General features: G+C 63.0%; 26 protein-coding genes and 1 tRNA gene. 10 read left to right on the top strand and 17 right to left on the bottom strand.

What is annotated here, in order from left to right; all coding sequences use genetic code 11:
• Positions 1-55: 55 nt before the first annotated feature.
• Complete coding sequence (locus GRI68_RS03235) at positions 56-1,555, top strand: serine hydrolase (protein WP_160615833.1); 1,500 nt, start codon at positions 56-58, stop codon at positions 1,553-1,555.
• Positions 1,556-1,964: 409 nt separating this feature from the next.
• On the opposite strand, the gene pgsA is transcribed toward GRI68_RS03235, so the two are convergent.
• The gene (gene pgsA, locus GRI68_RS03230; protein ID WP_160615831.1) at positions 1,965-2,558 is read right to left on the bottom strand and encodes a CDP-diacylglycerol--glycerol-3-phosphate 3-phosphatidyltransferase; all 594 of its coding nucleotides are present in this window, start codon (positions 2,556-2,558) and stop codon (positions 1,965-1,967) included.
• A gap of 123 nt (positions 2,559-2,681) precedes the next feature.
• Between pgsA and GRI68_RS03225 the strand changes: the two genes are divergently transcribed.
• Complete coding sequence (locus GRI68_RS03225; protein WP_160615829.1) at positions 2,682-4,043, top strand: MFS transporter; 1,362 nt, start codon at positions 2,682-2,684, stop codon at positions 4,041-4,043.
• Here the strand turns inward: GRI68_RS03225 and GRI68_RS03220 are convergent.
• The gene (locus GRI68_RS03220) at positions 4,037-4,237 is read right to left on the bottom strand and encodes a hypothetical protein (protein WP_160615827.1); all 201 of its coding nucleotides are present in this window, start codon (positions 4,235-4,237) and stop codon (positions 4,037-4,039) included. The genes GRI68_RS03225 and GRI68_RS03220 overlap by 7 nt on opposite strands.
• A 128-nt stretch (positions 4,238-4,365) precedes the next feature.
• On the opposite strand from GRI68_RS03220, the gene GRI68_RS03215 reads away from it, so the two are divergent.
• Entirely contained in the window at positions 4,366-6,042 is a 1,677-nt protein-coding gene (locus tag GRI68_RS03215) for a thiamine pyrophosphate-dependent enzyme (RefSeq protein WP_160615825.1), read from the top strand.
• 71 nt (positions 6,043-6,113) lie between these two features.
• Here GRI68_RS03215 and GRI68_RS03210 read toward each other — a convergent pair whose 3' ends face one another.
• The 3 genes from GRI68_RS03210 to GRI68_RS03200 all read right to left on the bottom strand — a co-directional run bounded on the left by GRI68_RS03210 (position 6,114) and on the right by GRI68_RS03200 (position 7,672).
• On the bottom strand, positions 6,114-6,284 hold the full coding sequence (locus tag GRI68_RS03210; protein WP_160615823.1) for a CsbD family protein: 171 nt from the start codon (positions 6,282-6,284) through the stop codon (positions 6,114-6,116).
• Between the two features lie 110 nt (positions 6,285-6,394).
• Positions 6,395-7,144, bottom strand: a complete 750-nt coding sequence (locus tag GRI68_RS03205; RefSeq protein WP_160615821.1) for an SDR family oxidoreductase — start codon at positions 7,142-7,144, stop codon at positions 6,395-6,397.
• An 87-nt stretch (positions 7,145-7,231) separates the two neighbouring features.
• On the bottom strand, positions 7,232-7,672 hold the full coding sequence (locus GRI68_RS03200; protein ID WP_234028700.1) for an EVE domain-containing protein: 441 nt from the start codon (positions 7,670-7,672) through the stop codon (positions 7,232-7,234).
• 59 nt (positions 7,673-7,731) lie between these two features.
• Here GRI68_RS03200 and GRI68_RS03195 point away from each other — a divergent pair, with 59 nt between their 5' ends.
• The 6 genes from GRI68_RS03195 (at position 7,732) to GRI68_RS03170 (ending at position 14,060) form a co-directional block, all read left to right on the top strand.
• Positions 7,732-8,670 (top strand): isopenicillin N synthase family dioxygenase, encoded by a 939-nt coding sequence (locus GRI68_RS03195; protein WP_160615819.1) that lies wholly within the window; start codon positions 7,732-7,734, stop codon positions 8,668-8,670.
• An 80-nt stretch (positions 8,671-8,750) separates the two neighbouring features.
• The gene (locus tag GRI68_RS03190) at positions 8,751-10,412 is read left to right on the top strand and encodes a putative bifunctional diguanylate cyclase/phosphodiesterase (RefSeq protein ID WP_234028699.1); all 1,662 of its coding nucleotides are present in this window, start codon (positions 8,751-8,753) and stop codon (positions 10,410-10,412) included.
• A gap of 84 nt (positions 10,413-10,496) precedes the next feature.
• A complete protein-coding gene (gene dapF / locus GRI68_RS03185; RefSeq protein ID WP_160615817.1) occupies positions 10,497-11,324 on the top strand; it encodes a diaminopimelate epimerase in 828 nt (275 codons plus the stop codon).
• Positions 11,324-12,493, top strand: coding sequence for a MiaB/RimO family radical SAM methylthiotransferase (locus tag GRI68_RS03180; protein WP_160615815.1), 1,170 nt, complete (start codon positions 11,324-11,326; stop codon positions 12,491-12,493). The genes dapF and GRI68_RS03180 overlap by 1 nt, the downstream gene beginning before the upstream one ends.
• Entirely contained in the window at positions 12,490-13,410 is a 921-nt protein-coding gene (gene ftsY, locus GRI68_RS03175; RefSeq protein ID WP_160615813.1) for a signal recognition particle-docking protein FtsY, read from the top strand. The genes GRI68_RS03180 and ftsY overlap by 4 nt, the downstream gene beginning before the upstream one ends.
• Positions 13,410-14,060, top strand: coding sequence for an inner membrane-spanning protein YciB (locus GRI68_RS03170; RefSeq protein WP_160615811.1), 651 nt, complete (start codon positions 13,410-13,412; stop codon positions 14,058-14,060). Before ftsY ends, GRI68_RS03170 begins: the two co-directional genes overlap by 1 nt.
• Positions 14,061-14,083: 23 nt before the next feature.
• Here GRI68_RS03170 and GRI68_RS03165 read toward each other — a convergent pair whose 3' ends face one another.
• From GRI68_RS03165 to GRI68_RS03125, 10 genes are all read right to left on the bottom strand, one after another.
• Positions 14,084-16,036, bottom strand: a complete 1,953-nt coding sequence (locus GRI68_RS03165; protein ID WP_160615809.1) for a potassium transporter Kup — start codon at positions 16,034-16,036, stop codon at positions 14,084-14,086.
• Positions 16,037-16,131: 95 nt separating this feature from the next.
• Positions 16,132-16,794, bottom strand: coding sequence for a tetratricopeptide repeat protein (locus GRI68_RS03160; protein ID WP_160615807.1), 663 nt, complete (start codon positions 16,792-16,794; stop codon positions 16,132-16,134).
• Positions 16,791-17,201 (bottom strand): cytochrome c-type biogenesis protein, encoded by a 411-nt coding sequence (locus tag GRI68_RS03155; protein WP_160615805.1) that lies wholly within the window; start codon positions 17,199-17,201, stop codon positions 16,791-16,793. The genes GRI68_RS03160 and GRI68_RS03155 overlap by 4 nt, the downstream gene beginning before the upstream one ends.
• Positions 17,198-17,731, bottom strand: coding sequence for a redoxin family protein (locus tag GRI68_RS03150; RefSeq protein WP_325063751.1), 534 nt, complete (start codon positions 17,729-17,731; stop codon positions 17,198-17,200). The genes GRI68_RS03155 and GRI68_RS03150 overlap by 4 nt, the downstream gene beginning before the upstream one ends.
• Positions 17,728-19,665: a heme lyase CcmF/NrfE family subunit gene (locus GRI68_RS03145; protein ID WP_160615803.1), complete on the bottom strand. Its 1,938-nt coding sequence runs from the start codon at positions 19,663-19,665 to the stop codon at positions 17,728-17,730. Before GRI68_RS03145 ends, GRI68_RS03150 begins: the two co-directional genes overlap by 4 nt.
• Positions 19,662-20,117, bottom strand: coding sequence for a cytochrome c maturation protein CcmE (ccmE, locus tag GRI68_RS03140; protein ID WP_160615801.1), 456 nt, complete (start codon positions 20,115-20,117; stop codon positions 19,662-19,664). The genes GRI68_RS03145 and ccmE overlap by 4 nt, the downstream gene beginning before the upstream one ends.
• Entirely contained in the window at positions 20,114-20,254 is a 141-nt protein-coding gene (locus tag GRI68_RS13605; RefSeq protein WP_199799703.1) for a hypothetical protein, read from the bottom strand. The genes ccmE and GRI68_RS13605 overlap by 4 nt, the downstream gene beginning before the upstream one ends.
• Positions 20,254-20,973 (bottom strand): heme ABC transporter permease CcmC, encoded by a 720-nt coding sequence (ccmC, locus tag GRI68_RS03135; RefSeq protein ID WP_160615800.1) that lies wholly within the window; start codon positions 20,971-20,973, stop codon positions 20,254-20,256. The genes GRI68_RS13605 and ccmC overlap by 1 nt, the downstream gene beginning before the upstream one ends.
• Positions 20,974-21,011: 38 nt before the next feature.
• A complete protein-coding gene (locus tag GRI68_RS03130) occupies positions 21,012-22,067 on the bottom strand; it encodes a Leu/Phe/Val dehydrogenase (RefSeq protein ID WP_234028842.1) in 1,056 nt (351 codons plus the stop codon).
• Positions 22,068-22,119: 52 nt separating this feature from the next.
• Positions 22,120-22,196 (bottom strand) — tRNA-His (locus tag GRI68_RS03125).
• Positions 22,197-22,403: 207 nt separating this feature from the next.
• On the opposite strand from GRI68_RS03125, the gene GRI68_RS03120 reads away from it, so the two are divergent.
• Complete coding sequence (locus GRI68_RS03120; protein ID WP_160615796.1) at positions 22,404-23,036, top strand: prolyl hydroxylase family protein; 633 nt, start codon at positions 22,404-22,406, stop codon at positions 23,034-23,036.
• Positions 23,037-23,106: 70 nt separating this feature from the next.
• Here GRI68_RS03120 and rpmE read toward each other — a convergent pair whose 3' ends face one another.
• Together rpmE and fabZ are read right to left on the bottom strand one after the other, a co-directional pair.
• On the bottom strand, positions 23,107-23,343 hold the full coding sequence (gene rpmE, locus GRI68_RS03115) for a 50S ribosomal protein L31 (RefSeq protein ID WP_160615794.1): 237 nt from the start codon (positions 23,341-23,343) through the stop codon (positions 23,107-23,109).
• Positions 23,344-23,440: 97 nt separating this feature from the next.
• A complete protein-coding gene (gene fabZ / locus GRI68_RS03110) occupies positions 23,441-23,896 on the bottom strand; it encodes a 3-hydroxyacyl-ACP dehydratase FabZ (protein ID WP_160615792.1) in 456 nt (151 codons plus the stop codon).
• Positions 23,897-23,906 lie beyond the last annotated feature (10 nt).

The following is a 23,906-nucleotide window of genomic DNA, read 5'->3' as shown; positions in this document are numbered from 1 at the left end:
GGCTGTAATACACCTCTGCTATAGAATGTGAACACCGCAAAAGGAAAGAATCCGAATGATCGGCAAAGTAGGCAGTCTTATCGCCACCGGCGCTCTCTTGGCACTGGCTGCGCCAACCCTCGCACAGGAACTGTCGACTGAAGATATTGAGGCAGCCGTCTTGACGATGGATGATGTCGTGTTCGACCAGGGGTTCAACAGATGCAATATCCCTGCCGTCGAAGCGGTGTTGTCAGACGATCTGGAGTTTTATCATGACGTGGGCGGCATCCAGGACCGGGACGCATTTCTGAAAGCGTTCACTAGCAACATATGCGGTGACAATCCCCTCAAACCCATTCGTAGGATCGTGCCCGACACCCAGCGCGTCTTTCCCCTTTATGCCGACGGCGTCCTTTACGGCGCGATTCAGGAGGGCGATCACAATTTCTACGAGCGCGCCGACGATGGTACGGAAACGCTCGCCGGATCGGCCGCTTTCACGACGATGTGGTTGCTGGAAGGCGAGGCGTGGAAGATGCACCGCGTGCTCAGCTATGACCATTCCGGCGCCGAAAGTGCCGGTTATCGCTCACCCCTGTTCGAGAACGAGCTGCATATTGAAGCGGCCATGGAGATGCTCGACATCCCCTCGATGGCGTTTGCGCGGATAAAGGGCGGCCAAATTCAGCAGATCCGGGTGTTTGGCGAACTGTCTGATGGTGTCGCCGCACCGCTTGATACGATCTACAACATCGCGTCTCTGACCAAGCCTGTCACAGCGATGACAACCCTGAAATTGGTCGATGCAGGCCTTTTTGACCTGGATGAACCTCTGATGCGATATTACGTCGATCCAGATGTGGCCGATGCGCCTGAATTGCGCGTCCTGACCGCGCGGCATGTCCTTACGCATCGCACCGGATTTCCCAATTGGCGATATCTGGCGGATGACAATGTTCTGAGGTTCCAGTTTCAGCCCGGCGCGCGCACGCAATATTCCGGCGAGGGAATGGAGTATCTTCGCAGGGCCCTAAAGGCGAAATTCGGCAAAACGCTGGAGGTCCTGGCGCAAGAACAGCTGTTCGGCCCTCTCGGCATGAAAGACACCCATTTCACTTTTGCCGATGGCGTGGACCGATCCCGGTACGCACAGCCGCATGACAGCGATGGCGAGCCGCTCGACGGAGAGACCCACACCCAAGCAAACGCCGCCGACAACCTGCTGACCTCCGCTCGCGATTATGCGACCTTCATGGTGTACGTTATGGACGGGATGGACCTCTCCCCGGAACTTGCACGCGCCATGGTAACACCGGTCGCTTCCGAGGAAGATGGCATACCTTTCGGCCTTGGATGGCAAATTATCCAGAACCTCGATGGCGGCGGATACGCGCTGCAGCATACCGGGGCCGATGTGGGCGCACGAAGCATCGCTGTCATGTATCCGGAAACCGGCGACGGGATCCTGTTGTTGTCGAACTCTGCGAACACCGGCGATCTGTGGGCGAAACTCATCAGCGAGAGCGTACAGCCCGGCGGTGAAACAGTTCTTCGGCGCAATCTGGGCAACTAACTTGGGTAAGGATCGACTCCTGCAATGATCATGTCACAAACTTATCATGGGAACCGTCCGCGATACGGTCGTTGACAGCCCCGGCGGATTTTCGGGAATTTCGGCCGAGAGCGGACATTCCGCTAGCGGCCCAAAGTCGGACGGTTACCTAAATCGGCGGAATTGTAGCGTTAACAATTGACCGCCATCAAGGCCATTTTCCTACATCATCGCAAACTGCCATCAACGCCGGATGGCCCCCATCGTCCTTCTTTGCCGGACCCCGGTCTTGTCGCGCATCCATGGTGTGGTCGCGGAGACACTCGCGTGGAAGGTTACACTCCCAACAGCAAAAGTGCTCCCAAGCGATTGCAATGGCTTGCATTTCCCGGTTGGCGCAGTTTTGCAAAGACCCCCGGTCGGTGGTCCATCAGTCCATGTGCTTGAGGCCGACGCGCAGGTAATCCCAGCCGGTGATCGCGGTCAGCACGGCCGCGGCCCACAGCGTCACCAGCCCCACGGTGTGCGGCACGTTGGCTTCGACCTGGCCGAGCATCACCGTCCAGTTCGGCAGGCCGCGCCCGAGGATCAGCGAGCCGAGCGCGAGAAGTTGAAACGTCGTCTTCCACTTTGCGAGGCGGCTGACCGGCATCGAGATCTGCAACGGCCCCAGGAATTCGCGCAGGCCGGAGACGGCGATCTCGCGGATCAGGATGATCAGCCCCGCGATCACATGCGCATCGCCCACATAGGGCCCGCGCAGCACGCCTTGCGCCGCGAGCGTCAGGATCACCGCGGCGACCATGATCTTGTCCGCGATCGGATCGAGGAACACGCCGAGTTTCGACACCGTCCCGCTCGATCGGGCCAGGTAGCCATCGAAATAGTCGGTGATCGCCATGACCGAATACAGGCCGAAGGCCAGCAGATAGCCGAAGTGCCAGTTCGGCCACCACATCAGGCCGACCAGCAGCGGCACCATCACGATGCGCGTCAGGGTGAGGATATTGGGGAGGGTCAGCATGTGGCGGGGAGGTTCCGTGTCCTTTGTGCGGCTGCCTTAACAGGGGAGCGCTCGCTGCAAAAGCCTTGTCGCGGCGGATCAATCCGCTACGGACGCCTGACCTCGCGGCAACTGGGAAGCAGTATGACGACAACGACGCACCTGGTGCGGCAGAGGCGGTTCGCCCCGCTCTTCGTCACCCAATTGCTCGGCGCCTTCAACGACAATCTCTACAAGAACGCGATGGTGCTGTTCGTCGTCTACAGCATCTACAATTCCGAAAGTGCCGAGGCGAGCTTCAGCGCGCTGGCATCGGCGATCTTCATCATCCCGTTCTTCCTGTTTTCCGCGCTAGCGGGCCAACTGGCCGACATGCGCGACAAGGCCAGGATCATCCGCATCGTCAAGGCGTGCGAGATCGGCATCATGCTGATCGGCGGGACCGGTCTGATCCTCGCCTGGCAGGAAATGCACGCGCCCTTCACCATCCCGCTCGGCGCGACCGAGATCGGCGTCACCTCGACCCCGATCGTGCTGATGCTGATCGCGTTGTTCGCGCTCGGCATGCATTCGACGTTCTTCGGGCCGATCAAATACGCAATCCTGCCGCAGCACCTGAAAAAGGACGAAGTGCTCGCCGGCACGGGGCTGGTCGAGGCCGGAACCTATATCGCGATCCTGTTCGGAACGATCCTGGCCGGGTGGATCCCGGTCGAAGTCGCCGCCATCGCCACGATGGTGACGGCGTTGGTCGGCTATGTCGCCGGACGCCAGGTGCCCGAGGCGCCGCCGCTGGTCGATCCGGACAAGCTCGATTACAATGTCTGGCGCTCGTCGAAGAACCTGATCGCCGCCACATTGGTCGACAAGCGGGTTTTTCTCGCCATCGTCGCGATCAGCTTCTTCTGGACGATCGGCACCGTGCTGTTCATCCAGTTCCCCCCGCTGGCCAAGAACGTGCTGACGGCCAGCAAGGAAGTGGCGAGCCTTTTCCTCGTGATCTTCTCGATCGGGGTGGCGATCGGATCGATGTCGATCAACGCGCTGCTCAAGGGCCGGGTCTCGGCGCGCTATTCGCCGATGTCGGTGATCGGAATGGGCGCCTTCGTCGTGATCTTCTATTTCGTGTGCCAGCTGTGGCAGCCGCTCGAAGGCGGCGCGCTGCTAGATGCCAGCGGCTTCGTCCAGCAGAGGATGGCGGTGCCGCTGATGCTCGCTTTGCTCGGGATCGCGGTGGCGGGCGGTATGTTCGTGGTGCCGCTTTACGCGTTTCTCACCACCTTCGTCGAAACCTCGCAGGCCGCGCGCACGATCGCCGCGAACAATATCGTCAACGCGCTGGCCATGTCGGTCGGTTCGCTGATTGCGATCGGGCTGAGCCACGCAGGCGTCGCGATCGTCGACCAGGTGCTGCTGAGCGCAGCCATGTGCCTCATCTCCGCCTGGCTGGGCGCGATCCTCTACAAGGCCGAGCAGCGGGCCGAGCTCGCCGAGCCCGTTCAGTAGATGTAGAGCAGCGTGGCGACGAAGAACGCCGCGTAGAAATGCACGAAAGTCCGCGCGTCCTCGCGGGTGAGCCATGGGCGGGTGGCCGTCAGGTGCGTAGGACTGGGCATGCGGCAGACATGCGGCGGCAGCGAGGCCCTGAAGGGATGGCGGCGGGATTCGTCGGTCAGGACCAGGGCGCGGCGATTCGTCATGGTCTCGTGTTAACCATTTGTTAGGCATAAAGTCCCGCGCGCTTTCGGGTTTTTCCCAACTGACCGATGATGGGACAAAACACGTCGGCAATTGCGCCTTTCGCCGGGATCGGTAGAGCGCTTGTCCCATGACTGACCACCCAACCCCCTCACCTTCCCATGCCGGCCGCCTGCTGGTCGATTGTCTCGTCGAACAAGGCTGCGATCGCGTATTCACCGTCCCCGGCGAGAGCTTTCTCGCCGTGCTCGACGGGCTCCACGACGTGCCCGCGATCGATACGGTCGTCTGCCGCCAGGAAGGTGGCGCGGCCTATATGGCCTGCGCCGACGGCGCGATGACCGGCCGCCCCGGCATGTGCTTCGTCACACGAGGTCCGGGTGCGACCAATGCCAGCATCGGCGTGCACGTCGCGCATCAGGACTCGCAGCCGATGATCCTGTTCGTCGGCGATGTCGATCGCGGCATGCGCGATCGCGAAGGGTTTCAGGAGCTCGACCTCCAGGCGGTGTTCGGGCCGATGGCGAAATGGGCCGCGCGGATCGACGATGCTGGCCGGATCCCGGAATATATCGCGCGCGCCTGGAGCACGGCGATCGCCGGTCGCCCCGGCCCCGTGGTGCTCGCCCTGCCCGAAGACATGCTGCGCGAAGAAGTATACGGCATCGTCCCTCGCCCCGCCGTCATGCGCCCGGCCCAGGCCGCCTGCCCCGATGCGATGGGCACGCTGATGGCGATGCTGACCGACGCCGCCGCGCCGATCGCGATTGTCGGCGGCGCAGGCTGGAACGCCAAGGCGCGCGAGCACTTCACGGCCTTCGCCGAACAGATCGGCCTGCCCGTCGCAGGAGCCTTCCGGCGGCAGGACGCTATTCCCAATTCGAGCGCGGTCTGGGCCGGCAATCTCGGCTACGGGCCAAATCCGAAGCTCGTCCAGCGGGTGAAGGATGCCGATCTCGTGATTGCGGTCGGCGCGCGGCTCGGCGAAGCGACCACCGACGGGTACGAGCTTATCACGCCCAATCATCCCGGACAGACGCTGGTTCACGTGCATCCCGATCCCGAAGAATTGGGACGGGTCTATCGCACCGATCTCTCAATCTGCGCTGACATGGCAGAATTTGCCGAAAGCGCCGCTCTGATGGCCGACGATGTGATCGATTTCGATGCCGGCAAGCAGGCCCACGACGAATGGCTGGCTTGGTCTACGCCCGACAGCAGCGGCGAGCGCGGGCTCGACCTCGCACTGGCGGTAAAGACCATGCGCGACCGTTTTCCGGCCGATACCATCGTTTGCAATGGCGCCGGCAATTTCTCGGGCTGGTGGCACCGCTACTGGCCCTACGAAGGCTATCCCTCCCAGCTCGCTCCCACCGCCGGGGCGATGGGCTATGGCGTCCCGGCAGCCGTTGCGGCCGCGCGCCGCTTCCCCGATCGCAGCGTGGTCGCGGTGGCAGGAGATGGCGATTTCATGATGAATGGGCAAGAACTGGCGACTGCCGCTGCGCTGGGCGTCGATCTGCTCGTGCTGGTGATCGACAACGGCGTGTACGGCACGATCCGGATGCATCAGGAGCGCGATTTCCCGGCGCGCGTTTCCGGCACGTCGCTCGCCAATCCCGATTTCGCCAAGTTCGGCGAAGCGTTCGGTGCGTGGACCGCCACGGTCGACGACAATCCGGGTTTCGATGATGCGTTGACCGTGGCCGCATCGCTCAAGGGCCTGCGCCTCATTCACTGCCGCACCGAGATCGAGAACCTCGCCGCTTCGGGTCTCAAGCTCAGCGCGCTACGAGACAAGAACTAGAGACCAATGAGCGCACACGAAAAAGGCCGCCTCCGATAAGGAGACGGCCTTTTTCGATTGATTGGCTTCGATCAGACGTCGTTGCCGAGCTTGCCTTCGACTTCGCCCTTGAACTGCTGGGCCTTGCCCTTGGTTTCCTGCTCGCGGCCTTCGGCGCGCGTTTCGGGATTGTCCGACTTCTGCTTCAGTTCGCCGGCGGCTTCGTTGACGTTGCCTTTCACTTTTTCGGTAAGTTCGCCCATGATAATTTCCTTCCAGATCAAACGGCTTGATTGCCGCGTTGTGAAATAGAAACGGGCCAACTAGGGGAAAGTTTCGCGATCAGCGCCAGAACGAGGCTGGCTTGCGCCAGTCAGCGTTTGGTTAGCCCGCCATCGACGAAATACTCCGAGCCGGTGACGTAACTTGCAGCGTCCGACAGCAGAAAGAGCGCGACATTCGCGACCTCGTCCGACGATCCGAAGCGACCGAGCGGGACCTGTTCCTTGATCTGTTCGACGAATTTCTCCTTCTTTTCATCGGACAGGCCGAGGCCTTCCATGAAATTGGTATCGATCGGACCGGGCGCGACCGAGTTCACGCGCACGCCGCGATCGGCCATCGCGCCGGACCAGGACCGCGCGAGCGCGAGGCAGGCCGCCTTGGTCGCTGCATACACAGCGCCATTGGCCTGCCCCAGGTAGGGAGCTACCGACGAGGTCAGCAGCACCGCGCCATTATCCGCCACCGCATCCATCAGCTGCGCCATCTGGAGCACCGGGCCGCGAACGTTGGTGTTCATGATTTCATCGAAGAATTCCGCGTCGTTCTTCTGGTTGGGGCGGAACGCGCCGTAACCGGCGTTGAGCCACAGCCCGTCGAGCGAGCCGAGTTCGGATTTCACCTTCTCAGCGAGCTCGGTCGCGGCATCGGGATCGGAGGCATCGTTCTTCAGCACCATTGTGCCATCGGGCAAGGCGTCGCGGGCATCCTGGAGGTGATCTTCGCTCATCCCCGTAACGGCGACGGTCCCGCCCTCTTCAGCGATGCTTTTTGCCGCCGAAAGCCCGAAACCGCTCGTGCCGCCCGTGATAAGGACGGTCTTTCCATCAAACCTGTTCATTCGAAAACTCCGTTGCTTGTTGCCCCGTCCAACGAAGCTTGCCGGAGTTCTGTCCCGAACGCAGGACGGATGGAGGCTATGGCGCGGTCAGATTCCGGCCAGCGCGCAGATCATCGACCATTCGTCGGGCTTTATCTCCGCCACCGAAAGCCGCGAATAGCGCACCAGTTCGCAATCGGCGAGCTTGGGCTCGGCCTTGATCTGCTTGAGCGAAACGGCATGCGGCAGTTTGGTTTTCGGCACGACCTTCACCGCCGCCCATTTGCCGGTCTCGTCGGTGGGATCGAGAATCCCGGATTCGCTGATTTCGCAAATGCCGACGATCTCGAGCCCCTCGCGCGAATGGTAGAAGAACGCCTGTTCGCCCACTTCCATCTCCGCGAGATTGTTCTTCGCCTTGTGATTGCGCACGCCGCTCCAAACGCCTTCCTTCTCCGCGACCAGATCGTCCCATGAATATTCGAACGGTTCGGACTTCATCAGCCAATAGCGCGGCCGCACGTTCGCATCGTCGGGCAAATTGCTCATGAATTTCCTCTCTGAAGTGCTATGGGGCCGAGCATAGCCAGTTGAATCGGACTTTTCCAATGCCCCTCACCTCCCTGCCCGTCCTCTCGCTCGAAGCGCCCGCCGAAGATTTCTCCCAGGATATCGGCAACAGTTTCCGCACTTTCGGCTTCGCCATGGTGAAGGATCACGGCATCGATCGCGAGCTGATCGACCGGGCATGGAAACTGACGGCGGAGTTCTTCGACCGGCCGCGCGATGAGAAGCAGAAGTATTTCCTCGAAGGCCTTGCCGGGGCGCGCGGCTACACCCCGTTCGGAACCGAGATCGCAAAGGACGCCAAGGCGCACGATCTCAAGGAGTTCTGGCATGTAGGGCGCGACCTCCCGGATGGCCATCCGCTGGCCGACGATCAGCCGAACAACGTCTGGCCCGAAGCCCCGGAAGGCTTCCGCGAAACGATGGAAGCGCTGTTCGCAGCCTTCGACGCGACCGGCGCGAAGATCCTCTCGCGCATCGCGGGCTATCTGGGGCTCGACGAGCATTGGTTCGAAGGCCCGATCGAGGACGGCAATTCGGTGATGCGCCTGCTCCACTACCCGCCACTCGGCGACGCTGCCGAGGAAGGTGCGATCCGCGCCGGAGCACATGAAGACATCAACCTGATCACGCTGCTGCTCGGTGCCGAGGAAGCCGGCTTGCAGTTGAAAACGCGCCAGGGCGAATGGCTCGACGTGTCGCCGCCCGACGGCGCGCTGGCGATCAATGTCGGCGACATGCTCCAGCGTCTGACCAACCATTATCTGCCATCGACCACGCACCGGGTGATCAATCCCTCGGGCGAACGCGCGCGCCACAGCCGCTATTCGATGCCGTTTTTCCTCCACTTGCGCAGCGATTACAAATTCGAAACGCTGCCCCAGTGCATCACCGAGGAAAACCCCGATCGATACCCCGTATCGATCACCGCCGACGACTATCTCAAGCAGCGTTTGCGGGAGATCGGGCTGCTCAAATAGTTCCCAGAGGTTGCCGGTGGTTAACCTAAATTCAACCGAGTTGCCCTAGCTCCCGAAATCGGAATTCAGGGGAGCTCGGATTGAGCGAAGAAACCAACCGGGAAGAGGCGAGCAATAGCCGCGCCGAGCACGATGTCGTCGCGCTGGGGATTGCTGTCGCGGCGATCATCATGTTCGTCGGCACGGGCAGCGCGGTGCTGCCCAAGATCGTGCGTGCGCGACTGTTCGGTCTCGAGGGGCCCGACGTCATTCTGGTCAATGCGCTGCTGCTCAACATCGCCTTGGTGATCTTCGGCTGGCGCCGCTATCGCGAATTGTCGGACGAGGTGAAGGTCCGTCGTGCGGCAGAGGAGCAGGCGCGCATCCTGGCGGAAACCGATCCGCTGACCGGGTGCCTGAACCGCCGCACCATTAACGAGCAGACAGACAAGCTGATCGCCGAAACCGCCGGACGCGGAGAAGCGGTCGCGTTCCTGATGCTCGATCTCGACAATTTCAAGAACGTCAACGATGTCAACGGCCATGCTGCCGGCGACACGGTGCTGCGCCAGACCGCGCGGCGGATTGCCGAACACCTGCCCGATCGCGGCCTCGTCGCGAGGCTCGGGGGCGACGAATTTGCCTGCGTCATTCCCTTCGATCGGGACCGGACCGACCGTGTCGATGCGTTTGCCAACAAGCTGATCGAAAGCATCGCGCAGCCGATCGAACATCGCAAGCTGACGCTCGATGTGACCACCTCGATCGGGATTGCCCGCAGTGACACCGGCCTCCCGGATTCGGATGAGCGGATCGATGCGCGCAAGCTGATGCATTTCTCCGATATCGCAATGTATCATTCGAAAAAGCACGGACGAAACCGCTTCTTCTGGTTCGAACACCAGATGGAAAGCGAACTGCGCTTCCGCAGCCAGCTCGAAGCGGGTATCCGCCGTGGCCTGCAGGAAGGCGAATTCGAACCCTATTACGAGCAGCAGATCGACGTCGAGACGGGAAAATTGCTCGGTTTCGAAATGCTCGCGCGCTGGAAGTCACCGCAGCTTGGTCTCGTCAATCCGGATGTCTTCATTCCGATCGCCGAAGAATTGGGCGTGATCGGCGAAATGTCCGAACAGCTGATCCGCAAGGCGCTGCTCGATGCCAAGGACTGGGATTCCAGCCTTACCCTATCGGTCAACATCTCGCCGGTTCAATTGCGCGATCCGTGGTTCGCGCAGCGCTTGCTCAAATTGCTGATCGAAGGCAATTTCCCGGCCAATCGCCTCGATGTCGAAATCACCGAAACCTGCCTGCACGAGAATATCGGCGTCGTGCGCTCGCTGGTTACCAGCCTGCGCAACCAGGGCGTTACGGTCAGCCTCGACGATTTCGGCACCGGCTACAGCTCGCTGTCGCAATTGCGTTCGCTGCCGTTCGACCGGATCAAGATCGACCGCAGCTTCGTCAGTAACCTCCCGCGTGACGAAGAAGGCGTTAAAATCGTGCAGGCGATCAGTACTTTGGGAGAAGGGTTCGGCCTTCCGATCACCGCCGAAGGAATCGAGAGCGAGGAAGTGCTCGACATGCTGCGCGGACTCGGAACGTTCAAGGGTCAGGGCTATCTCTACGGGCGCCCTGAGCCCTCCGAAGCGATCCGAGAACGTCTGCGCAAGCTCGACTTGCTGCGGGGCGAAGGGCCAGCCCTCGCGAAGCTGCCGCAGGATGACGACGGTGCTAGCGACGGGAAGTCGCGCGAGGCCTGACCGCGCGCGGCCTTGCCCCGTACTCTGCTGCCCCTTTCCATACGCTGGACCTGACCCGCGCGGACGCCTAGGACGCGCGCTGTCATGCGTGTCGATTTCACCAAGATGCACGGCCTCGGTAACGACTTCGTCGTGATCGATCATCGTGCGCACGAGAGTGTTGCGATCGATCGCGCGCTCGCCGCCGCGCTGGCCGACCGTCATACCGGGATCGGCTGCGACCAGTTGATCGTGCTCGAAGCCGCCCGCGACGAAGATGAAGACGCCGACTTCCGAATGCGGATCTGGAATGTCGATGGCGGCGAGGTCGAAGCCTGCGGCAATGCCTCGCGCGCGGTCGCCCTGTTCCACGGAGCGCAGGCACGGGTTGCAACGGCGGGCGGGATCATCGCGGTCACGCCCGAACGCGGCGGTGCAGCGGTCGCCATGGGCAAGCCGCGGTTCGGGTGGGAGGACATTCCGCTCGACTACGCAATGGACAGCTCGGCCCTGCCGCTTTCCTGGGGGCCGCTCGAACAGCCCTTCGCTGTCAACGTGGGCAATCCGCATGTCGTGTTCTTCGTCGACGATATCGAAGCGGTCGATCTCGCCACGCTCGGCCCCGAGATCGAACACGATCCGGTGTTCCCCGAAGGCATCAATGTCGGCATCGCGAGCGTCGAGGCGCGCGACTACATTTCACTGCGCGTGTGGGAGCGCGGCGCCGGACTGACCCGCGCCTGCGGGACCGGTGCCTGCGCCGCCCTGGTCGCCGCGGCCGAACGCGGCCTGACGGAGCGCACCGCGACGGTAAACCTGCCGGGCGGTCGCCTGACCATATCCTATGGAGAAGACGGCGCGATCGTGATGCGCGGCCCTGCCGTCGAGAGTTTCCGCGGAAGTTTCGATCCGTCCGCTTTCGGAGCCGCGTGATGGGCGCGCAAGTGATCACGCTGGGTTGCCGGCTCAATATCGCCGAGAGCGAGGAAATCCGCAGCCTGCTGGCACGCGAGGACGATCTCGTCGTCATCAATAGCTGCGCCGTCACCAGCGAGGCGGTTCGCCATACCCGCCAGGCGATCCGCCGCGCGCGGCGTGACCATCCCGAGGCGCGGCTGCTGGTGACAGGCTGCGCGGCCGAAACCGAACGCGAAGCGCTCGCCGCCATGCCCGAAGTCGACGGGCTCGTTCCCAATGCCGAGAAACGCGATCCGCGGCGCTGGAACGTCGCGCCCGAACGCGTGCTTGCGCCCGAGCACACCCGCGCCTTCATCGAAATCCAGAACGGCTGCGATCATTCCTGCACCTTCTGCATCATCCCGCAGGGCCGCGGTACGAGCCGCTCGCGCCCGATCGATGCGGTTGTGGCCGACATCGAACGGCACTTGGACCGGGGCGCGGCAGAGATCGTGCTGACCGGGGTCGACGTCACCAGCTGGGGGCACGACCTGCCCGATACTCCGCCCTTGGGCGCGCTTGTCCAGGCGATCCTCGACCGCCTTCCGCAAGTCCGGCGCCTGCGTCTGTCCTCGGTGGACGGGATCGAACTCGACGGGCTGCTGCTCGATCTCCTCGCGCACGAACCCCGGATGATGCCGCACGTCCACCTTTCGCTCCAACATGGCGACGACCTGATTCTCAAACGGATGAAACGTCGCCATTTGCGCCACGACGCCCTGAACCTCGCCGAATGGCTCAAGGCGCGTCGACCCGAGATAGCCTTTGGTGCCGACCTGATCGCCGGCTTCCCGACCGAGAGCGGGGAAGCGCATGCCGCCAACCTCTCGATCATTCCCGAAATCGGGATCGTGCATGGCCATATCTTCCCCTTCTCGCCGCGCCACGGCACGCCTGCTGCGCGGATGCCGCAAGTGGACAAGCCGACAATCAAGCAACGCGCCAAGGCGCTTCGCGGAGAAGTTGCGCGGGTTCGTCGGGAATGGCTGCAAAGCCGGGTCGGCGTTGCGCAGGATGTGCTGGTGGAAAAGGGCGGCGTCGGCCATGCTCCCGATTTCGCGCCGTTTCGCGTGGGCGATGCCCCCTCGCCCGGTGATGTGATCCGCATCACCCCCGAAGGAATCGAAGAAGGAATGCTGGTTTGAGCTTGAGCTGGTCCGAACGTCTTGCCGGCGGTTTCCGCAAGACATCCGAACGCCTGTCCGACAATCTCGCCGGGCTCGGCGGGGCGACGAAACTGACGCTCGAACAGCTCGACGAGATCGAGGATGCGCTGATCGTGTCCGACCTCGGCCCGCGTGCTGCCGCCCGGATCCGCGACAAGCTGGCCGAGCATCGCTTCGATGGTGCGGCCGACGGGCAGGCGATCCGCGAACAGGTCGCGGTGGAGATCGCCGAGATCCTGCGTCCGGTGGCCAAGCCGCTCGAGGTGACCGCCTTCCCGCGTCCGCAGGTCATCCTGGTGATCGGCGTCAATGGCAGCGGTAAAACAACCACCATCGCCAAGATGGGACACCTGTTTCAGGAAGACGATTACGAAGTGATGCTGGCCGCCGGCGACACGTTCCGCGCCGCCGCAATCGGCCAATTGAAAGTCTGGGGCGAGCGGCTCGGCGTGCCGGTGGTTGCGGGCGCCGAGGGCGGCGATCCGGCCTCGATCGTGTTCGACGCGGTCAAACATGCGACCGAAATCGGTACCGATGCACTGATCGTCGACACCGCCGGACGGCTCCAGAACAAGCGCGAGCTGATGGACGAACTGGCGAAGGTCCGAAAAGTCCTCGGCAAACTCAACCCCGAAGCGCCCCACGATGTGGTGCTCGTGCTCGATGCGACCAATGGTCAGAATGCGCTCTCGCAAATCGAAGTGTTCAAAGAGACCGCGGGGGTGACCGGACTGGTGATGACCAAGCTGGACGGGACCGCGCGCGGCGGCGTTCTGGTCGCTGCAGCCGAGCAATACGGCCTGCCTGTCCATGCGATCGGCGTCGGCGAGAAGATGGACGATCTGCGTCCGTTTGACCCCGATCTGGTCGCGCGCGTCATTGCGGGAGTGGCTTGATGGAACACGAACCGCGCATCGATCCGAAGGCGAAATCGGGCTGGGCCAACCTATTGGTCGATTACGGTCCGATCCTCGTGTTCTTCCTCACCTACAAATATTTCGCGCCCGACGAACCCAATCCGATCCAGAACGTCGCCGCCGTGGTCTGGGGTACGGGCGCGTTCATGATCGCGGCAGTCGCCGCGTTGCTCTATTCGAAGCTCAAGCTCGGCAAGGTTTCGCCGATGCTCAAGCTATCGACCGCCCTGATCATGTTCTTCGGCGGACTGACCGTGATCCTGCGCGATCCGGTGTTCGTGCAGCTCAAACCTACTCTGATCTATGCCGGGTTCGGAATCGCCCTGCTGGTGGGCGTGTGGCGCGGGCACTCGCTGTTGAGATACCTGCTCGAGGCGGCTTTCGAAGGGCTGGACGCTGAAGGCTGGCGCAAGCTGTCCCTGCGCTGGGGCGTGTTCTTCCTCGCGCTGGCGGGGCTCAACGAATTCATGCGGCTGGCTTTCGATTTCGAGACCTGGCTCGGCTCGAAACTCTGGCTGTTCCTGCCCGCGACCTTCCTCTTCACCTTCGCGCAAATCCCGATGCTGTTGCGTCACGGACTTGCAGTCGAGGGCGAAGCGGTGAGCGATCAGCCGCCCACCGGCGAGTAAGCCCCACCGCTACAAAGCTGGGATCAGATCTTCAGCTGGCTGCCCAGCTCCACCACGCGGTTGGTGGGAAGCTTGAAGAACTGCATCGGCGTTGCCGAATTGCGCAGCATCCAGGCGAACAGCTTTTCACGCCAGATCGCCATCCCCGGCCGGTCGGACGCGATCAGCGTTTGGCGCGAGAGGAAGAAGCTGGTCTTCATCATGTCGAACGGGCCGCCGCACACTTCGTGATTGGTCAACGCCTTGGGCAGGTCGGTTTCCTCGATGAAGCCATAACGCAGTACCAGGCGATAGAAGCCGTCTCCCAGATCGGAGATCGTGCAGCGGTCCTGCGGATCGACGAACGGCACATCTTCGATCTGCACCGTCAGCACCACGACGCGTTCGTGCAGAACCTTGTTGTGCTTGATGTTGTGAAGCAGCGCGCTCGGCACACCCTTACTGGCCGAGGCCATGAAGATCGCGGTGCCCGGCACCCTCTGGGCCGAGGACCGCGCGCTCTTGGCGAAGACTTCGAGCGGGAGCCCGCTTTCGGCCATGCGCGCGCGCATCAACTGGCGTCCCCGCGCCCAGCTGGTGAGCATGGTAAAGGCGATCGCCCCGATCAGCAGCGGGAACCAGCCCCCGTCGGGCACCTTGGGCAGGTTGGCCGCAAAATAGGCACCGTCGACGAACACGAACAGCAGCAGCACCGGAATGGCGAGCCACAAACGCCATTTCCACACCGCGATCAGCAGCACGCCCATCAGCAGCGTGTCGATGAACATCGCTCCGGTCACCGCGATACCATAGGCCGATGCCAGCGCGCTCGAGCTGCCGAAGCCGAGCACCAGCAGGATCACCGCCACCATCAGCGCATTGTTGACCAGCGGCATGTAGATCTGGCCGCGTTCGGAAACACTGGTGTGCTCGGTCGTCAGGCGCGGCACGAAGCCCAGCTGGATCGCCTGGTGGGTCACCGAGAACGCGCCAGAGATCACGGCCTGGCTGGCGATGAAGGTCGCCATTGTGGCGAGGAACACAAGCGGCAGCCGCAGCATTTCCGGCGCCATGTTGAAGAACGGGCTTTCCATCGCCACCGCCGCTTCGAGCGGTTCCATGCCGGACATCAACGCGCCCTGCCCGAAATAGTTGAGCAAAAGGCACGGCATCACGAAGCCGAACCACGACAGGCGCATCGGGCCGCGCCCGAAATGACCCATGTCGGAATAGAGCGCTTCGGACCCGGTTACTGCCAGCACCACCGAGCCCAGCGCGAGAAACGCGATGGTACCGTCGGTAATAAAGAACTGGATGGCGTAATAGGGGTTCAACGCCATCAGGATCGCCGGGTTCTGGAAAATCTGGATGATCCCCAGCACCGCGATAGTGATGAAATAGACAATCATGATCGGTGCGAACAGCTTGCCCACCGTGGCAGTACCGCGTCGCTGGATAAGGAACAGGAAGATCAGCAGCGCGAGCGCGATCGGGATTACCAGTGGCTGCAATCCGGCGTTGACGACAGTTAGGCCCTCGACCGCAGAGAGCACCGAGATCGCCGGCGTGATCATGCTGTCGCCGTAGAATAGTGCGGTCGCGAAAACGCCCAGCAACACCGTGATCCAGCCATAGCTCGATTTGCCGATATGCCGGGTCAGCAAGGCGACCAGCGCCAGCGTGCCGCCCTGCCCCTTATTGTCTGCACGCATCAGGATCGAAACGTACTGAATCGACACGATCAGCGTCATCGACCAGAAAATCAGGCTGACGACGCCGTAAATGTGAAGCTTGTCGATCGCGAGGCTGTGTTCACCGAGGAACGTCTCGCGAAACGCATAGAGCGGGCTGGTGCCGATATCGCCGAACACCACGCCGATCGCCCCCACGGCCAATGCCGTTTTGGTCGCGTTCTTGTGACCGCCGGCGGCGTGCGCCTGGTCGTCGGTTCCGTCGGCGGGGACGGGTTCGACCTTGTCTGGGGAAGTGTCGCTCATGCCTGGAGGCTAAGTCCCATGCGTCGGCGCGGCCCATCCCGCGCTGGCGAAGGCGCGCCCAGTAGCACTCACCGTGACGGGGGGCAATTCCCCGTTCACTGCGTCTCGGAAGGAGACAGCTCGCGCATCTGCTTCGCGCGCGCGATCATCGCGGCCAGCAGGCTGAGACGCGCGCCCATCTCTTCATGCACCGGTGTGCCTTCTTCGGTGCGCTCGTAAGAGAGCTGCCACAACGCTGCCGTGCGCTCGAAATCGCCGGAATTGAGCCATCCGAGGCCGAGGAAGAAATACGGTGCCGGGTCGGTTTCATCGGCCACCGCGCCGCGGCGATAGGCCTCGATCGCGGCTTCGGTGAGATTGCCCTCCGCCTGAGCGAGGATCGCATTGCCAAGCGCGGTCCAGGCTTCCGAATCGTCGGGGTTTTTATCGAGATAGCCGTTCAGCAGCGCCGCTGCGTAGTCGAACCGGCCCGAACGGACGAGACCATCTGCGGTGACGATCGTGCTGTTTTTCGAGACCGGTGACCCGTCGAACTGGCGCCGCACCTCGATCAGTGCCGCCCCGTCGAAGCCGCCGGCAGCATTCCGCTGACCCGGCGCACCTGCCTGTCCCGGGCTCGATTGCACGGCGTAGCCGGCCAGGCCGAGCATAAGTGCGGCCGCGACCGCTTCCCACGCCCCGCGCGGCAGCTTGAACAGCCATACCATCGCAACCAGCACCACCGCGACAAACAGGAGGATCGGAATCCAGGCCATCATGCTGCGCGCCTCCGGCGAATACGGCTCCAGGCAAGCCCGGCCACCGCCAGCAGGATCAGCACCGGGCCGACGAAGAGCGGCCATGTCGTGCTAGTCAGTTCGGGTTCGTAGGTCACATACGCGCCATAGCGCTCGACCAGCCAGCCGCGCACTTCCTGAGGCGTCTCGCCAGCCATGATCCGCTCGCGCACGAGACTGCGCATCTCTGCTGCCATCGGCGCTTCGCTATCGGCGATCGACTGGCTCTGGCAGGTGATGCAGCGCAGCGTATGCATCAGCTCGCGTGCCTGCGCCTCAAGCGCGGGGTTCTCCAACTGGGTATCGGCATAGGGGCTGGTCACCTCCGCTTCCTGCGCGGCAAGCGGCAGCGCGGCGACGGCCAGCAGCAAGGCGATCAGCCACTTCATTGCGAGGCCTCCCGCCACTTCGCGACGATATCGGCGACGTGTTCGGGACGTATCTCGCCAATATGCTGGTAGCGAATGATCCCCTCGCCATCGACGATGAAACTCTCGGGCACGCCCGAACTGCCGAGCATGACCTGGAAGCGGCCATTGGGATCGGCACCGATTGCGGCGAACGGATCGCCATACTGGGCAAGGAAGTCCTGGACCTGTTCGGGGGTGTCGCGCACCGCGACCGCATCGATCGGCACACCTGCCCGCGCGAGTTCGAGCATTTGCGGGCTTTCCACGCGGCACGGAATGCACCAGCTGCCGAAGACGTTGATCAGCCGCGCTTCGCCGCCCTTGTAATCGGCGCTCGCCATGCCCGGCTTGCCCGGGACCTGCGGATCGAGCGCAATGGCGGGCAGCGGCTGACCGATCATGCGACTGGGGACGTCGCGCGACGGCGGGGCGACGAGCGCCCAGATCGCGAGAGCGAGGAAGGCACTGAACAGCAGCAAGGGTGCAGCAATCGCCCATTTGCGCATCATACGGTCTCCCGCCGGGCCGCCGCGCGGCGCAATCCGATGCTCCGGCGCAGCGCGGAGCGCGCATGGCCCAGCAGCGCTAGGAGGCCACCGAGCGCCACGAGGAGCCCACCATACCAGATGAACGGAACGAAGGGTTTCCACCACATGCGCAGCTTGCGGGTCGAGCCATCACCCTTTTCGCCGAGCACAACATAGAGCTGGCCGTTCCAGCGCGTCCACAGCGCCGCCTCGGTGGTGGTTTGCGGCGGCGACCAGAAACTGCGGCGTTGGGGATGGAGCGAAACGTAATCGCGCTCGCCGTCCGAGATCCGCACATCGCCTTCAATCGCGGTCCAGTTCGGGCCGACGACCGGTCGGGTCTTTTCGAGTGTGACCGTCCAGCCGCCGACTTCGGCGGAGTCACCGGGCGCTACCGAAACCAGCCGCTCCTGGATGAAGGCCGATTCGGACGAAGAACCGAACAATGTGAGTGCCAGGCCGAAATGGGCGATCACCATGCCCCACAGTTGCAGCGGCGCACGCCAGGGCTTGCGCCCAGCCAGCGGCAACAGGCTGGCAACCGCGAGACCGCCTGCCAGTGCCAGCCCCAGAGCACTTAACCAGCCCGCCGTGCCTTCGATCAGGACGAAGACCAGAATGACCACGATCGTGGCCCAGGCCGGGGCGAGACGCTTGGCCACGGGCGCCCAATTGCTGTCTTTCCAGCGCAACATCGGGCCGACCATCATTGCCAGCACCAACGGGAAGAAGAAAGCCGCACCGACTGGGTTGAAATAGGGCGGGCCGACCGACACGCGCGTGCCGAGCGCCTCGGTCAGCAGCGGATAGAGCGTGCCGAGCAGGACAATGCCGAGCAGCGCCGTCAGAAGAACGTTGTTGACAACCAGCGAGGCTTCGCGGCTCTTCCAGCTGAATCGCGCGCCTTCGCTGATCCCGCCCGCCCGCAAGGCGAACAGCACCAGCGCGCCGCCAATGAACAGCGCGAGGAGGCCGAGGAGGAACGTGCCGCGCTCCGGATCGACCGCGAATGCATGGACGCTCGTCAATACGCCCGAGCGGACGAGGAAAGTGCCGACCATCGCCATCGAGAATGCGACCACGGCAAGCATGATCGTCCACACGCGCAAGGCATCGCGCGAGGCGAGCACGCTGGTCGAATGGAACAGCGCCGTAGCGGCAAGCCACGGCATCAGCGCCGCATTCTCGACCGGGTCCCAGAACCACCAGCCGCCCCAGCCCAGTTCGTAATAGGCCCACCAGGATCCAGCGGTGAGTCCGATGGTGAGGAATATCCACGCGCCCAGCACCCAACTGCGCATCGTGCGAGCAAAATCGCGGGTGACTTCGCCCGTCAGTAGCGCACCGACCGCGAAACTGAACGCGATCGAGAGCCCGACATAACCGATGTAAAGCGTGGGCGGATGGAAGGCGAGGCCGATGTCCTGCAACAGCGGGTTGAGGCCGTTGCCCTGCTCGGCAGGCACCGGCAGCCTTTCGAACGGGTTCGAACTGATCAGGAGGAAGGCGTAGAAACCGAGCGTGACGATCGCCTGCGCTCCCAGCGTCGCGCGCATTGTGGCGGGCGAGAGCCGCTTCTCCACCAGCGCGACCAGCGCGCCCGAGAGCGCCATCACCATCACCCACAGCAGCATCGAGCCTTCATGGTTCGCCCACGCACCCGAGAGCTTGAAGATCATCGGTTTGGCGACGTGCGAGTTCTCGACCACCAGCGCGACCGAAAGGTCGGTCCGTGCGAACAGCCACACCAGCATCAGGAACGAGAAGCCCGCGAGCAGCCCCTGCATCACCGCCACCGGGCGAGTCGCCTCACCCAGCACCGGCGCACCGCGCCCGGCCAGGATTGCGGCGACGAGCTGGAACGCGGCCAAGCCTGCCGCTAGCCACAGCGCCAGCAATCCAAGTTCGGCAATCATTCGCTTGTTTCCGCGACGGTGGCCTTCGCCTGTGCGGCAGTCATCTCTTCGAGTTCGCGCGGGACGTAATTCTCGTCATGCTTGGCGAGCAGCGTATCGGCATCGAACGTGCCATCGGGGGCGAAGCGACCCTCCGCCGTCACGCCCGATCCTTCGACGAATAGATCGGGCAGGATACCCCGATATCGCACCGGCACCTGGGCCTCGCCATCGTGGACGAGGAAGGTGATCGTCACCCCGTCAGCGGCCTGGCCGAGCGAACCTTCCTTCACCATCCCGCCAAGGCGGATGTTCTGGCCGATTTCAGGTGGATCGCTCTCGACCTGGGCAGGGACGTAGAAATAGCTCGCCTGGCTGCGCAGTCCCCACATTGCCAGCAGCACTGCGCCGACCAGCGCGACGAGAGCGACGCCCAGCAGGGCCATGCGTTGATGCTTGGGTTTGAGGTTCATTTCCGCCTGGAATCCTCGCGCCGCTTCTCAGCGCGTTTCATCGCGACCCAGCTCCACCCGACCAGCATCAACGTGCCGATCGCCGCGAGCACATAGGCGCCGATCACATAGGGCCATTGATCAATACTCTCGCGCATCATGGCTGCATCGCTTTCCGGCGCAGCCGCGCCTCTGCCTGTTGGGCGGCCAGGATGGCGCGCATCCGGGCCAGCAGCACGCCGCCGAAGATGCAGGTGAAGCCGATCACGGCGATGCCCAGCGGCCAAAGGAAGGCGCTGTCGATCGCGCTGGTGCCGGCGGTGATGCTGGCGCGCTGATGCTGGGTTTCCCACCATTCGACCGAGCGGTTGATGATCGGAATGTTGATCGCGCCGACGAGGCCGAAGATCGCCGGGATGCGCCGCGACGCTTCGGACTGCGAGGCGACATTCGAAAGTGCGATATAGCCGAAATAGAGAAACAGCAGGATCAGGAAGCTGGTCAAGCGACCATCCCAAACCCACCACACGCCCCAGGTGGGCCGCGCCCAGATCGATCCGGTGGCGAGGCATATCGCGGTGAAGGCCGCACCGGGCCAGGCCGCTGCACGCGCAGCGATATCGGCCAGCGGATGACGCCAGACCAGATAGGCGAAGCTCGCGCCTGCGATCGTGGTCCATCCCGCCATGCCGAGCCACGCAGTGGGCACATGGACGAACAGGATGCGCACGGTTTCGCCCTGCAAACGCTCGGGCGGGGCCTGCATCAAACCCCACGCCAGGGCACCGCCGGCAAGCAGCAGGCCAACGATCAGCAGCACCGGCGTGAGCCAGCGGGCGATCTTCAGGAATCGGGCAGGATTGGCATATCCGTGCATGGCGTCCCCCTAGCCACTTTGTCGCGTCAGCCCAATGCCTATCCGCGTCCAATCAGCGTCTGCGCGCGCTTATCCGCAACCTCTGCGGAGGTGAGGCCGCTATCCTTCGCTTCTTCCCAGATCGAGACGAGGCGATCGGGGATCTCGCCGATTCGCTCGCGCACATCGGAGACGTCGGCTTCGCGGCCTTCGGTCTTCGCGAAATACTCGTGCGCCACGGAGATGATACCGCCTGCGTTGATGACGTAATCGGGCGCATAGAGAATGTCGCGCTCCGCCAACACACGCCCGTGTTCGGGACGCGCCAGTTGATTGTTCGCACCGCCCGCAACGATCGGTGCCTGCAGCGCGGCGATGCTAGCATCGTCGAGAATGCCGCCAAGCGCATTGGGGCTGAAGACGTCGCAATCCACGCCCATGATCTCATCGGTCGAAGCGGTTTCCCCGCCCAGTTCGGCGGCCAGATCGTTCGCCGCATCGTCATTGATATCGGCGAGCGTCAGTTTCGCGCCGTCTTCGGCGAGCAGGCGCGCCAGGCGTCCGCCGACGCTGCCGGTGCCCTGGATCGCCACATGGACGCCGTCCATGCTGTCGCGATCGAGCTTGTGGCGCACGGCGGCGCGGATGCCGAGAAAGATGCCGAATGCCGTGAAAGGGCCCGGATCGCCGCCGGCATGATCGCCTTGGGCGGGAAGCCCGGAGACGTAGGAGGTCTGTTTGGCCACTTCGAGCATATCGGCGACCGAAATGCCGACGTCTTCGGCAGTGACGTATTTGCCACCCAGCCCTTCGACCGCACGGCCAAAGGCTTCAAGCATTTCGGGTGTCTTGGTGCGCGAATCGTCGGCCAGGATCACGGCTTTGCCACCGCCCATGGGGAGGCCCGCCATCGCGTTCTTGTAGCTCATCCCGCGCGAGAGACGCAGCACGTCCTTCACCGCGCCCATCTTGTCGGCATAGTGCCAGAAGCGGGTGCCGCCACCGGCCGGACCGAGATGGGTCGAATGCAACGCGATGATCGCACTGAGACCGCTATCGATGTCGCGGATGAAATGGACGATCTCGTGATCATCGTAATCGGGCAGGTCCCACATTGCGCTCAAGACGCCTCTCCCTAGCGGGCACGCTGCTGGAGGAAGGGGCGGATGGGGCGATCGAGGGGTCTCGAACCCCCGACCTCCGGTACCACAAACCGGCGCTCTAACCAACTGAGCTACGATCGCCATGCCGCCCGTAAAAGCGTGCCGAAGGGCGCGCTTAGGCAAGTCGCGTATGCCCTTGCAAGCAAGGAATCGCGAGCCGCGCGCCTGTTGCACACGATGCCGTTTTTGGGAAGCAAAAAGTGGTTTGAAGGCGATTTCGTGCAAGATTGTGTCGCGGCCGATTTCGCCTAGTTGGCGCGCGCGTTCCGATTCGTTAGGAATGCCGCCATGCTTTCACCCGGCGACACCACGCCCGATATCCTGCGTGCACACCCTGGCGTCAAACGCGTCCCGAGCCCCAAGCTCGAACTGTTCATGTGCGACGATTTTCTCCCGCCCGACCTGTGCGATCGCCTGATTGAATTGATCGAGGCCGATCGCCGACCCTCTACGGTCGCCGATTACAATGGCGACGCGGCGTTCCGCACCAGCGAAACCTGCGATCTCGATGTAAAGCACCCCGCCGTGATCGATCTCGAACGGCGGCTCCATACCTTCAATGGCATGGATCCCGCGCACGGAGAGACGCCGCAGGGCCAGCGCTATGCGGTGGGGCAGGAATTCAAGCAGCACACCGACTGGTTCAATCCCGGTGGCGCCGATTGGGAAAAATACTGCAGCACGGCGGGCCAGCGGACCTGGACCTTCATGATCTATCTGAACGAGGTCGAAGCTGGCGGTGGCACGCGCTTCAAGGTGCTGGGCAAGACGGTCCAGCCCAAGCGCGGCAAACTGCTGTGCTGGAACAACCGCAAGCCCGACGGCAGCGGCAACGTCAACACGCTCCACCACGGCATGAAGGTGCGCGCGGGCGTCAAATACGTGATCACCAAATGGTATCGCGAGAAACCGTGGGGCTGAACGAGAAAGGGCGGCCCCGTCGGACCGCCCTCCCCAGCCGATCTTGCGATCGGCGAACTGTGCGAAGGCCTTAGCCTTCCTTTTTCTTGAGCGACAAGCCGCCGAAACGCTTGTTGAACTTGTCCACACGACCGCCCTTGTCGAGCAGGCGCTGGCCGCCGCCGGTCCACGCCGGGTGACTGGTCGGATCGATTTCGAGCGTCAGCGTGTCGCCTTCGCTGCCCCAAGTGGAGCGCGTTTCGAACTCGGTGCCGTCGGTCATCTTGACCTTGATCGTGTGGTATTCGGGGTGCGTATCGGTCTTCATTTCATATCTCCGCGAACGGACCGGTTCCGACCGGTCCTCGGATGATGGAATTTCGGTGAAGCGCGCGGTTAGGCGCGGTCACGCGAAAACGCAAGCATTAAGCAGGCGGGTCCGCAATCATGGCGGTGAACTCGACATTGCAGGTCGTCTTGCCCTCGACGCTGGCCTCGCCCTTGAACTTGTAGACGCGGCTGCGCTTCTGGAGGAATTCGACCTTCAGATCGAGCAGGCAGCCAGGCTCCACGGGCGCACGGAACTTGGCGTTCTCGATTCCCATGAAATAGACGAGCTTGCCGGTCCCGGCGAGTTCGAGCGTTTCGATGCCGAGGATCGCGGCGGCCTGCGCCAGCGCCTCGACCTGCAGCACGCCCGGCATGATCGGACGGCTCGGGAAATGACCCTGGAAGAATTCCTCGTTGAAGGTCACCGCCTTCACCGCATGGATGCGCTCGCCCTTCTCAAGGCTACGCACCCGATCGACGAGGAGCAGCGGATAGCGGTGCGGAAGCGCTTCCAGCACCTTGATGATATCGAAAGACGTGTCGTCCGCCATCGCTGGCCCC

The sequence above is a fragment of the Alteriqipengyuania halimionae genome (genome assembly GCF_009827575.1).
Taxonomy (GTDB): domain Bacteria; phylum Pseudomonadota; class Alphaproteobacteria; order Sphingomonadales; family Sphingomonadaceae; genus Alteriqipengyuania_A; species Alteriqipengyuania_A halimionae.
Note: the sequence above shows the minus strand (reverse complement) of the source record. Positions and strands in the feature narration are given on the sequence as shown.